8 protein-coding genes are annotated in these 11874 nt (G+C 71.2%); 5 read left to right on the top strand and 3 right to left on the bottom strand.

Features of this window, described 5'->3' with window-relative positions; all coding sequences use genetic code 11:
- Positions 1 to 88 precede the first annotated feature (88 nt).
- From SAM23877_RS01900 to SAM23877_RS01915, 4 genes are all read left to right on the top strand, one after another.
- A complete protein-coding gene (locus SAM23877_RS01900) occupies positions 89 to 670 on the top strand; it encodes a TetR/AcrR family transcriptional regulator (RefSeq protein ID WP_053126243.1) in 582 nt (193 codons plus the stop codon).
- 133 nt (positions 671 to 803) lie between these two features.
- A complete protein-coding gene (locus tag SAM23877_RS01905; protein ID WP_244902898.1) occupies positions 804 to 4046 on the top strand; it encodes a tetratricopeptide repeat protein in 3243 nt (1080 codons plus the stop codon).
- Between the two features lie 206 nt (positions 4047 to 4252).
- Positions 4253 to 4870, top strand: coding sequence for an SRPBCC family protein (locus SAM23877_RS01910; RefSeq protein ID WP_053126245.1), 618 nt, complete (start codon positions 4253 to 4255; stop codon positions 4868 to 4870).
- Between the two features lie 38 nt (positions 4871 to 4908).
- Entirely contained in the window at positions 4909 to 7221 is a 2313-nt protein-coding gene (locus tag SAM23877_RS01915; protein ID WP_053142060.1) for an FdhF/YdeP family oxidoreductase, read from the top strand.
- Positions 7222 to 7299: 78 nt separating this feature from the next.
- Here SAM23877_RS01915 and SAM23877_RS01920 read toward each other — a convergent pair whose 3' ends face one another.
- Positions 7300 to 8463 carry an epoxide hydrolase family protein gene (locus tag SAM23877_RS01920; protein ID WP_053126246.1) on the bottom strand — a complete coding sequence of 388 codons (1164 nt, stop codon included), beginning with the start codon at positions 8461 to 8463 and terminating at the stop codon, positions 7300 to 7302.
- A gap of 123 nt (positions 8464 to 8586) precedes the next feature.
- On the opposite strand from SAM23877_RS01920, the gene SAM23877_RS01925 reads away from it, so the two are divergent.
- Positions 8587 to 9162: a CGNR zinc finger domain-containing protein gene (locus tag SAM23877_RS01925; protein ID WP_053126248.1), complete on the top strand. Its 576-nt coding sequence runs from the start codon at positions 8587 to 8589 to the stop codon at positions 9160 to 9162.
- 34 nt (positions 9163 to 9196) lie between these two features.
- Here the strand turns inward: SAM23877_RS01925 and SAM23877_RS01930 are convergent, their stop codons facing one another.
- Both SAM23877_RS01930 and SAM23877_RS01935 read right to left on the bottom strand, forming a co-directional pair.
- On the bottom strand, positions 9197 to 11011 hold the full coding sequence (locus SAM23877_RS01930) for a protein kinase domain-containing protein (RefSeq protein WP_053126250.1): 1815 nt from the start codon (positions 11009 to 11011) through the stop codon (positions 9197 to 9199).
- Between the two features lie 266 nt (positions 11012 to 11277).
- Positions 11278 to 11811, bottom strand: coding sequence for a GNAT family N-acetyltransferase (locus tag SAM23877_RS01935; RefSeq protein ID WP_053126252.1), 534 nt, complete (start codon positions 11809 to 11811; stop codon positions 11278 to 11280).
- Positions 11812 to 11874 lie beyond the last annotated feature (63 nt).

Genomic DNA, 11874 nt, shown 5'->3' on the forward strand with positions numbered 1-11874 from the left:
CGGCAGTCACGGGCCCCGGTCCAGGTATGTACAAACGTACACACTACGATGGTGCCGCTGGAGACGGAAGAGAAGGACGGGCCGGGACATGGCAGGCAGCACCCGCGGACCCAACGACCCGCGGCGGCGCGAGCGGATCCTCGCCGCCGCGCTCGACGTCGTCGCCGAGCACGGCGCCATCAAGGTGACCTATCGCAGGATCGCCGAGGCGGCCGGAGTGCCGCTGGGCTCGCTCACCTACTACTTCGACGACATGCAGGACCTGCTCACCTCGGCGTTCACCCGCCTCGCCGACACCGTCTCCTCGCGCTACGGGGCGCTCCTGGACGCGGCCCGGACGCCCGAGGAGGCGCGGGAGGCCGTGGTGGAGATCATCAGCGGCAAGGTCTGGGGAACCGACCGCAACCTGCTGCTGAGTTACGAGCTGTACGCCTTCGCCGCGCGTCACCCGGAGGTGCGTGAGGTCATGCGGTCGTGGATGCGGGCCAGCAGGGAGTCCCTGGCCCGGCACTTCGACCCCCTGACGGCGCGCGCCTTGGACGCGCTGGTCGAAGGCTTCTCCATTCACAACTCCGTCGACACCCGGCCCACCGACCGCGCGGAGGTGGCGGCCATCGTCGACGCCATCGCCGATCGCCGCGTGAGCGGAACCGGCGGGAACACCGGCTGACAGACGACGGGCCCGGGCTGGACACTGATGACGTGTGCCGGTGCGCCAGGCGCGGCGGCTGCGTGATCAGGGTCGAGGGCACGGTGGACGAGTAGCGGGGGTGGCGGGGTTGCCGGGGTCGGGTGCGCGGGGCTTGTCGCGAGGAGCGCTGATCCGGCAGCGCGCGAAGACGCGGTTCGTGGGGCGGCGCGCACAGTTGGCGTTGTTCACGGAGAACCTGTCGAAGGACCCGCTCTCGGAGGAGGATCCGGCGGAGTTCCTGTTCCATGTGCGCGGTGTGGGCGGCGTGGGCAAGTCCACGCTGCTGCGCCAGTGGCAGGAGGCGGCCAGGCGGGCGGACGCGGTGACGGCGGTGGTGGACGAGAACGACGTCCACGGGGTGCAGCAGGCCTTGATCGAACTGGCCCGGCAGCTGGCGGACCAGACGGGTCCGTGCCGGGAGTTCGACAGAGCGGTCGAGCAGTTCAGGCGTGAGCAGGCGGCGCAGGCCGAGCCGGCACCCGTGGAGGGTGAGGTGTCGATGTCGAGCCGTGTGGTGACGCAGGCCGCGCTGGGCGCGGCCTCGTTGATCCCCGGGGCCGGTGTCGTCACGGCGATGGCGAATCCGGACGCCGCGGCGCAGGGGCTGGACCGGCTTCGGTCCGTCTCCCGGTCCCGTGCCCAGCGGCGCGGCGGCCGGGGTGACGAGGCGGGGCTGAGCCGTGCGTTCGTGGCCGAACTGGAACGCCTGTGTCGTCGGCACCGGTGGGTGGTGCTGTTCTTCGACACCTGGGAACAGAGCGCGCGGTACCTGGACGGGTGGCTGCTGAGTCTGCTGGACGAGGAGTTCGGCCCGGTCCCGGTGAACGTCATCGTCGTACTGGCGGGCCGGGACGAGCTGGTGGAGCGGGAGTGGGCGCCGCTGCGGGACCAGGTCACGGACGTGCCGTTGGAGGTCTTCACCGAGGCCGAGACCCGTTCGCTGCTGACGTCCAGGGGGGTGTCCGATCCGGGAGTGGTGGAGGCTGTGCTGCAGCTGTCCATGGGGCTGCCGCTGTTGGTGGAACTCCTCGCTCTGGCCCGTCCCCACACGGTCGAGGAGGTCGACGCGGGCGGCGACCTCGCCGACGTGGCCGTCGAGCGCTTCGTGCAGTGGATCACGGCCCCGGAGCAACGCGAGGCGGTACGGGCGGGGGCGTTGCCTCTCCAGCTGAACGAGGACGTGTTCGCGGCCGCGGCCGGGTCCGAAGCGGAGGGACTGTGGGAGTGGCTGTGCGGGCAGCCGTTCGTCAGCGGTCGCGGCGACTTCAAGCACTACCACGCCGTGGTCCGCGCCAGCATGGTCCGCCAGCAGCGGATCCATTCCCCGCAGAGCTGGGCTGCGGCACATCTGCGGCTTGCCGGCACTCATGCCGCTTGGCGTGCGACGGCCGAGGAGCGGCTCCCCGAGGCGAAACGGTGGAAGGACCCCGAATGGCGTCGGCACCGCCTGGACGAGACGTACCACCGTCTGTGCGCCCACCCGGGGACGCAGCTGACGTCCGCCCTGGAACAGGTGGTGCGTGCTGCGGGCCAGGACACCGCCGTGCTGCGGCAGTGGATCGAGATGCTGGAACAGGCCGCACAGGACGCCGCCGACGCAGACCTGCTCACCTGGTCGGAACGGCTTCGGAACACCCTCGCCGACGACGAGCCGGAGCTCGCCTGCCTCGCCGCGCTGCTCACGCACAGCCGTGTGGGCCCGGAAGGCAAGAGCTGGGCTCATACCTACCGCGGGAACCGCCTCTACCTCGGGGACCGGGACGAAGAGGCGCTCACCGAGTTCGACCGCGCCATCGGGTACGACGCCCGTAACGCCCACGCCTGGGGCAGCCGCGGGGAGACGCATCGCTGGCTCGGCCGCTACGACCAGGCCATCACCGACCTCACGACCGCGCTCGACATCAACCCGGGCGACGACTGGGCGCTCGCCTCCCGCGGCCAGGCGCACCTGCAGGCCGGCCGCTACGACCAGGCCGTCGCCGACCTCACCGCCGCAATCGACAGCAACCCGTCCTACGACTGGGCGCTGAGTCAACGCGGGGAAGCACACCGGCTGGCCGGCCGCTACGACCAGGCCGTCACCGACTTCACCGCCGCACTCGCCATCGACCCCGCCTACGGCTGGGCGCTCGCCTCTCGCGGCCAGGCACACCTGCAGGCCGGCCGCTACGACCAGGCCGTCGCCGACCTCACCGCCGCACTCGACCTCAACCCCACCGATGACTGGGTCCTGGGTCAACGCGGAGCGGCGCACCGGCTGGCCGGCCGCTACGACGACGCCGTCACCGACCTCACCGCCGCACTCGACCTCGCCCCGGCATCTGCCGGGCTGCTGGGTCAACGCGGGGAAGCCCACCTGATGGCGGGCCGCTACGAGCAGGCCGTCGCCGACCTCACCGCCGCACACGACCTCAACCCCACCGATGACTGGGTCCTGGGCCAACGCGGAGCGGCGCACCGGCTGGCCGGCCGCTACGACGACGCCGTCACCGACTTCACCGCCGCACTCGCCATCGACCCCGCCTACGACTGGGCACTCGCCTCCCGCGGTGCCGCGCACCGGCAGGCAGAGCGCTACGACCAGGCCGTCACCGACCTCACCGCCGCACTCGCCATCGACCCAGCGAACGACTGGGCGCTGGCCCAACGCGGCGCGGCACACCGGCTGGCCGGCCGCTACGACCAGGCCGTCACCGACCTCACCGCCGCACTCGCCATCACCCCCGCCTATCCCTGGGCACTGGCGCAACGCGGGGAATCGCACCGGCTGGCCGGCCGCTACGAGCAGGCCGTCACCGACTTCACCGCCGCACTCGACCTCAACCCCACGGACGACTGGGCGCTCGCCTCCCGAGGCCAGGCACACCAGCTGGCCGGTCGCTACGAGCAGGCCGTCACCGACTTCACCGCGGCGGTCGACATCGCTCCCACCCTCGCCTGGCCGCTCGGCATGCGGGGCAGAGCACACCGACAGGCAGGCCATTACGCGAGAGCACGAGCGGACCTGGAGCGGGCTGTGGCATGGGAGCCCGAGGATGTCTTCAGCAGGTTCGAGAAGCTCATGCTCGACACCGTGGAAGGACGACTCGAAGCCGGTGCGGAGCAGTGGAGCGAGCTGCTGGCGGCCCCGACAGGTTCGCTCGACGAAGTCGACGCCCGCTTCCTGGTCCTCCTCCGCGCCCTGCATCTGGAACCGCGCCTCGTGGCAGAGGCGACCGAGGCGCTGCTCGCCGCACTACTGGGACCGGGCGACGTCGCCGAGCTCCTGAACTACCTGGCTGAGCTGTCCGCAGTGGGGGGTGAAGTGGCCGACCGTGCCCGACAGTGCCGTGAGCTGATCGTCGGCACACCCTGAGCGGACTCCGCCGGCCGGCGGAACGCCCGGGCCCCGGGGAGGGCCGCCCGGCTCCTGCGGCGGCAGGGGAAGCAGGACCGGGCAGGGGTACGGGGGGTGGATGGGAGTGACTCGAAGGGCGGGATGTGGGAACCGTAGGAGAGACCCTGACGCACGAGGGGGGCCGGAAGCCCGGTCGCCCGGCTCCGCACCGGAAGGTGGCCACGATGGCGCATGCCGACGACGACGCCCGGCACGTCGTGCCGAACACACCGGGGACGCACACGGACGGCGTCACGCGGCGCCGTCCGCTGCGGGAGCGGCACGTCGAGGAGACGGTCCGGGTTGCGGTGCCGGTGCGGACGGCGTACAACCAGTGGACGCAGTTCAAGACCTTTCCGCGCTTCTCGGACGTGGTGCAGGGCGTCGAGCAGGTCAGGCCCACCGTGACCGTCTGGACCATCGGCTACGGACGCCTGCGCCACCGCTTCGCCATCGAGATCGTGGAGCAGGACCCCGACGCCTACCTGGCCTGGCGCGGTCTGGAGCAGCACCCCTCCCACCAGGGCGAGGTCGAGTTCAGGCCGACGGAGTCCGGCGGCACCGCGCTCACCGTCCGCATGTTCATGGAGCCCCGGGGAGCCGCGAGGATCCTCACCCGTTCTTCCGGGGCCGCCCGGCTGACCGCTCGGCTGGTCCGCGGCGAACTCATGAACTTCAAGCGGTTCATCGAGGGGCTGGGGCAGGAGGGCGGAGCCTGGCGCGGCACCATCCGCAACGGCCGCGTACAGCACGATCACCCTGAGCCGCCCAGGAGCCGCGTGGCCCAGTGGCCCGTCGGCTGACCAGCGTGGCGGACACGGCGAGAGAGAAAGGCGAACCGATGCAGAACCCGCCCGGTGAGGAGCCGGAGAGCACCCTCTCCGTGACGCCGCCGAAGAAGTGGGCGGCCGGGGTCCCCGCGGTCGTGCACGCGCTGGAGTACTCCCTGGAGCAGACCTCCCCGCGCAAGACCGGGGTGGACCTGCTGACCATGAACCAGGTGGGCGGGGTCGACTGCCCCGGCTGCGCGTGGGCGGACCCGGCCCCGGGCCGGCGCCACCGCAACGAGTACTGCGAGAACGGTGCCAAGCACATCAACGACGAGGCCACCACGCGCAGGGTCACCGCCGACTTCTTCCGCGCGCACAGCGTCTCCGACCTCGCCGCCCGCTCCGACATGTGGCTGAACCAGCAGGGGCGGCTCACCGAGCCGATGATCAAGCGGCCCGGCCGTGAGCACTACGAGCCCATCGGCTGGAACGACGCCCTGGGCGTCCTCGCCCGGGAGCTCCAGGAGCTGGCCTCCCCCGACGAGGCCGTCTTCTACACGTCCGGTCGCGCCAGCAACGAGGCCGCGTTCGTCCTGCAGCTCTTCGCCCGCGCCTTCGGCACCAACAACCTGCCCGACTGCAGCAACATGTGTCACGAGTCCAGCGGCTTCGCCCTGAGCGAGACCCTGGGCACCGGCAAGGGGACGGTCAGCCTCGACGACCTGCACCACGCCGACCTGATCTTCCTGGTCGGGCAGAACCCGGGCAGCAACCACCCGCGCCAGCTCTCCGCACTGGAGGAGGCCAAGCGCAACGGCGCCCGGATCGTGGCGGTCAACCCGCTGCCGGAGGCGGGTCTGCGGCGCTTCAAGAACCCGCAGAAGCCGAGCGGGGTCCTCGGGCGCGGCACCCAGATCGCCGACCGCTTCCTGCACATCAAGCCCGGCGGGGACCTCGCCCTCTTCCAGGCCCTCAACCGCCTGCTGCTGGAGGCCGAGGACGCCCGGCCCGGCACCGTCCTGGACCACGACTTCATCGACGCCCACACCTCCGGCTTCGAGAAGTTCGCCCAGCACGCCCGCACCGTCGACTGGGACGACGTGCGGACGGCGACCGGACTGACCCGCGAGGAGATCGAGAAGGTCCGCGACGAGGTCCTGCGGAGCGAACGCGTCGTCGTGTGCTGGGCGATGGGCATCACCCAGCACAAGCACGGCGTGCCCACCATCCGGGAAATCGTCAACTTCCTCCTGCTGCGCGGCAACCTGGGGCGGGCCGGCACCGGCGCCTGCCCGGTGCGCGGCCACAGCAACGTGCAGGGCGACCGCACCATGGGCATCTGGGAACAGATGCCGGACACCTTCCTCGACGCCCTGCAGAGGGAGTTCGGCTTCGATCCGCCGCGCCCGCACGGCTTGGACTCGGTGGACTCGATCAAGGCGATGCGCGAGGGCCGCGTCAAGGTCTTCCTCGCCCTGGCGGGCAACTTCGTCCGCGCCGCTCCCGACAGCGACGTCACCGAGGAGGCGATGCGCTCGTGCCGGCTGACCGCCCACATCTCCACCAAGCTCAACCGCTCGCACACCGTCTGCGGTGACACCGCGCTGATCCTGCCGACCCTCGGGCGCACCGAGCGTGACGTCCAGGCCGACGGTGAGCAGTTCGTCACCGTGGAGAACTCCATGAGCGAGGTGCACACCTCCCAGGGCCGTCTCGAACCGGCCTCCCCGATGCTGCTCAGCGAGGTCGCCATCCTGTGCCGGCTCGCCCGGCGGACCCTGGACGGCAAGGTGGACGTCCCCTGGGACAAGTTCGAGGGCGACTACGGCACCATCCGCGACCGCATCTCCCGCGTCGTGCCGGGCTTCCACGACTTCAACGCCCGGGTGACCCGCCCGGGGGGCTTCCAGTTGCCCAACCCGGTCAACGAGGGCGTCTTCGCCAACAAGGTCGGCAAAGCCCTGTTCACGTGCAACGAGCGCGTGGTCCCCCGGGCACCCGAGGGCCACCTGCTGCTCCAGACGCTGCGTTCGCACGACCAGTGGAACACCGTCCCCTACACCGACAACGACCGCTACCGCGGCATTCACGGCAGCCGCCGTGTCGTGCTCGTCAATCCGGCCGACCTGTCCGGACTCGGCCTCGCCCAGGGTGACCGCGTCGACCTCGTGAGTGTCTGGACGGACGGCAGCGAGCGCCGGGCCGAGAACTTCGAGGTCGTGCCCTACCCGGCCGCCAAGGGCTCGGCCGCCGCCTACTACCCCGAGACGAACGTCCTGGTCCCGCTGGACAGCGTCGCCGACGTCAGCAACCAGCCCACGTCGAAGGGCATCGTCGTCCGCCTCGAACCCGCCCTCGACCGGGCGCGGCGCACCCCCGCGTGACCTGGGGAACGATCCGGACGGGGCCCGCGGCGACGGCGGGCCCCTCAGCGGCGGGTCCGGGCTCGGGCCCGGCCGCGTTCACCGACCGGCGGCCAGCACTGCCGCGAGGCCTTCCCGCAGGTCCTTGACGAAGTACTCGGGGACCTCCAGCGACGGGAAGTGTCCCCCGGCTTCGGGCGACCTCCAGCGGACGATCCGCCGGTACCGCTCCCGCGCCCAGGGCCGCGGACACTTCTCGATGTCGCGGGGGTACATGCTGATCGCCGACGGGACGTCGACCCGGAGTTCGGGGTCGAGCGACTGGTGGCTCTCGTAGTAGATGCGGGCCGACGACGCTCCGGTCCGGGTCAGCCAGTACAGGGTGACGTCGTCGAGGATCCTGTCCCTGGAGATCGTCTCGAAGGGGCTGTCCTCGGTGTCCGTCCACTCGGCGAACTTGTCGAGGATCCAGGCGAGAAGTCCGACCGGTGAGTCGACGAGCGAGTAGCCGATGGTCTGGGGTCGGGTGGCCTGCTGCTGCGCGTACGCCGCTCGGTGGCGCCAGAAATCGCGGGTGTCCTCGGCCCAGGCGCGTTCGGCCGCCGTCAGCCCGTCCGTCGTCAGTCCGGGCGGCGCCTCCGCGAAGGTGCTGTGGATGCCGAGGACATGCGCCGGGAACCTGCCGCCGAGGACCGTAGTGATCACACCTCCCCAGTCGCCGCCGTGGGCCGCGAACCGGCTGTAGCCGAGCCGTCCCATCAGTTCCACCCAGGCGGCCGCGATCTTCTCGATCCCCCACCCGGTGGTGGCCGGCTTGTCGCTGTAGCCGAAGCCCGGCAACGAGGGGACCACGACGTGGAACGCCGGCGCGTCCGCGTCATCCGGATCCGCCAGTTCGTCCACCACGTCGGTGAATTCGGCGATACTGCCCGGCCAGCCGTGCGTCACGATCAGAGGAGTGGCGTCCGCGCGGGATGACCGGCGGTGCAGGAAATGGATACCGACACCGTCGATGGTCGTGCGGAACTGACCGATCCGATGCAGCCGGGCCTCGAACGCCCGCCAGTCGTACCCGGTGCGCCAGTACTCCACCACGTCGGCGAGGTCGGCCAGCGGAACACCCTGTTCCCATCGGCGGGGGCCGGGCTCGGTGCGACAGACCGTCTCGGCTTCCGGCAGCCGCGCCGCGGCCAGTCGCGCACGCAGATCGTCGAGGTCGGTGTCGGTCGCGTGGGCTTCGAATGCTTGCACGTCGCTGGGCACGGGGCCTCCTGGTCGTCGCGGAACCGGCTTGGACCTGTAGCGAACCGGCTGAGGTGGTTCCAGAACCGGCTCAGACGGTTCTAACACCCTGAGCCGCAGGGCGCAACCGGCTAAGGTGGTTCCATGCATGCTCGGTTCCCTGACTTCCGTCTCGGCAAGGTGCTGGCCACCAGCTTCACGGCGACCCTGACGGAGCGGTGCGGCGACCCTGTGGAGCGGATTCCCACACCGCGGCGGCTCGTGGACTGGCTGGCGGTGAGCGGCCTCACCGTGGAGTCCTGCACCACCGCCCAGCTCGAACTCGCCCGGGAACTGAGGGAATCGATCCACGCCGCCTTGACGGCGGCCGCCGTCGGAGACCGCCTCCCCGCGCCTGCCGTCCGCGTCATCAACGACCGCAGCACTCAAGGCCGGGCCGCGGCCGTCCTGACGCCCGAGAACAAACGACAGTGGCGACTCGGCTCGGATTCCTGCGTGGAAGACGCTCTCAGCGTCGTCGCCGCCGACTCGATCAGCATCATCGCAGGCGAGCGGGACGGAAAACTGGCCCTGTGTGCGTCACCGACCTGCCGAGCCGCCTTCTTCGACACCAGCCAGAGCCGCACTCGCAAATGGTGTGACATGAACACCTGCGGAAACCGTCAGAAGAAGGCGCGCTTCCACGCCAACAAGAACCAGAGCGCCGGGTCGGCGAAGTAGTCGTTCCGAGCCCGGCGCACCGGTGATGGTGAGCTCAGTCGCCCTTGCCCTCCTCGGCATTACGCCAGATCTGCAGGTCGAGGGTGACGTACGAGCCGGGGTCGCTCTCGCCGGACTTGCCCCGGTAGGTGGCCACCGCGACATGGCCTGCCTTGCTGAGCACGCAGATCTCCGACCCCGTGGTGAGCTGCTGGAGGTCGATCTTCTCGGTGTAGCGCGTCTCCGTGCGGCACGTCTTCAGCGAGCCCTTCTGTGCGTTGTTCAGCAGGACGAGCTTCCCGTTGTCGGTGCCGATCGAGGCCTCGTCCAGGAAGTTGACGACGCTGAAGTAGAGATCGCCGCCACCGTAGGCCGCGTCCTCGCTCTCCACCGGCCGGGGCGGGCTGTCGGCGAGCATGAGCTGGTAGCCGTCCGTCAGGTCGATCCCCTTGTACGAGACGGGCTGCGGGTCCGTCCTCCCCTGCCCCTCGCCCGCGCCGCCCTCACTGCCCGAACCGCCACTGCTGCTGCTCGTGGGAGTGCCGGCCCCGCTCTTCTCGTCCTTGCCGCCCCCGTCGGACAGCAGGGAGCCGATGACTCCCAGGACGACCAGCGTGCCGACGACCGACGCGGCAACGATCAGCCCCGTCCGCTTGGGCTTCCGGCGTACCGGTGGCCCGTAGGGGCCGTGGGTGACGGGTGGCGGCGTCCGGGGGCCCGGCGCGGGGGTGGGGTGCGCCGGGTAGCCGGGCGGCGGAGTGTGGTGACCTGGAGCAGGGTGTCCCGGGCGCCCGGGAGGCGGCACCGGCCCCGGGGCTCCCGGTGCGCCCGGCGGCGGGGTGGAGGGGGTGGCGATCCCGGTCGGCGCGTACGGGTCCACCGGGCCGGGTGCCGGGTTCGGCGGTGAGACCTGGGTCGGCGTCGGCGCGACGGGGGCCTGCGGGGGCGGGGTCCTGGCCGGTTCGGGCAGCCGCAGACGCTCGGTGATCGATCCGGCGACCGTCTGCGGCAGCCAGTCCTCACCCTGGCGCAGCGCGTCGGGCGACAGTGCGTGGCACATCCCGATGATCTCGGTGAGGCTCGGCCGGCCGGCCGGGTCGCGGCTGAGGCAGCGGGTCACCAGGGGCAGCAGCTCCTCCGGGAGCCGACTGAGGTCGGGATCCTCGTGGACGATCCGGTAGAGCACCGCGTGCGAGGAGCCTTCGCCGTAGGCGGGAGCCCCGATCGCGGCGAAGGCCGCGATCTGCCCCAGGGCGAAGACGTCGGTGGCGGGGGTGACCGTACCGGCCGACGCCTGCTCGGGCGCCATGAACGTCGGCGTGCCCACGCTGACGCCGGTACCGGTCAGCGCGGTCGTGTCGGCCGCGCGCGCGATCCCGAAGTCGATCACGCGGGGACCGTCCGAGGCCAGGAGCACGTTGGCGGGCTTCAGATCGCGGTGCACGACCCCCGCACCGTGGATCACGTTGAGCGCCTCGGCGACCCCCACCGTCAGCAGCAGCACGCTGCGCACGGGCAGTCCACCGTGCTGGGCCACGGCGTGCGCGAGGGAGGGGCCCGGCACGTAGGCGGTGGCGAGCCACGGCTGCGGGCCGTCGGTGTCGAAGTCGATGACCGGGGCGGTGTACAGCCCCTGCACCCGCTGCGCGGCGTGGACCTCCTGTTTGAACCGTCGCCGGAACTCGGGGTCCTCGCTGAACTCGGGGCGGATCACCTTGAGCGCGAGGGGCCGGCCACCGGGCGTGTAGGAGAGGTACACCTTGCCCATGCCTCCCGTGCCGAGGACGGCCGCCAGGCGGTAACCGCCCACGTCGACCGGGTCGCCGTCCTGGAGTGGCTTGAAAAGGTGGGCGGAAGGTGTGCTGCTCATGATGGACCATCCCCTGTTCGCCAGTCCGGCCCCTGCTGAAGCCGCGGAGCCAAGGGGGAGCGTACCGACCGCCCGTCGGCCCCCTCGACGCATCGCACAACGGTTCCGCTACGAACCCCCCGGGCGCCTCGCTCCGCCCGCCCCCCACGGGGCCTGTCAGGGTGAGCGGGGTGCCGATGTCGACGAGGAGGAGGAGCCTGGTCCCTGGTGCCGACGACGCTGCCCGGTGCCGGCGATCACGACGACCAGCGGTGCGGACATCGCCGTCAGAACCGATACTGCGTCAGGTCAAGACCGAAGATCGTCAGCTCGTGGCCGTGGACCGGGTGCGATGCGACGCCTTCCGCCTCCATGCCGAGCTTGTCGACCACAGCCGCGGACGCGCTGTCACCCGTCCTCAGCACGGCGACCACCCGGTCGAGACCGCGGTCCTGCAAGGCGAACTCCAGTGCGGCGTGGGCCGCTTCGGAGGCGTATCCCTGTCCCCAGAACGCCCGTCCCAGCCACCAGGTGATCGCGACCTGGCCGGCCACCTCGGCGGGCGCCTCGGCGACGGACAGGCCGACGGCACCCGCCAGTTCGCCGGAACCCAGGAGCTCGACCGCGAACATCCCGAACCCCTCCTCGTCCCACTCCTCCTCCCAGCCCTCGATGTCCTCGGCGGTCTGCTCCGCCGAGCGCGGCCTGCCGTCCTCGATGTGCCGCATCACCACCGGGTCGGCATGGATCTCGGACAACGGGACGAGGTCGTCGTCCAGCCAACGGCGGAGGACAAGGCGAGGGGTGCGGATCTCGGTCATGCCCCTATCCTGCCGACGCGACGTTCGGATCGCGAACCGGGCAGGGGAAAGCCCCGTGCTCGG

The sequence above is a fragment of the Streptomyces ambofaciens ATCC 23877 genome (assembly GCF_001267885.1).
Lineage (GTDB): Bacteria > Actinomycetota > Actinomycetes > Streptomycetales > Streptomycetaceae > Streptomyces > Streptomyces ambofaciens.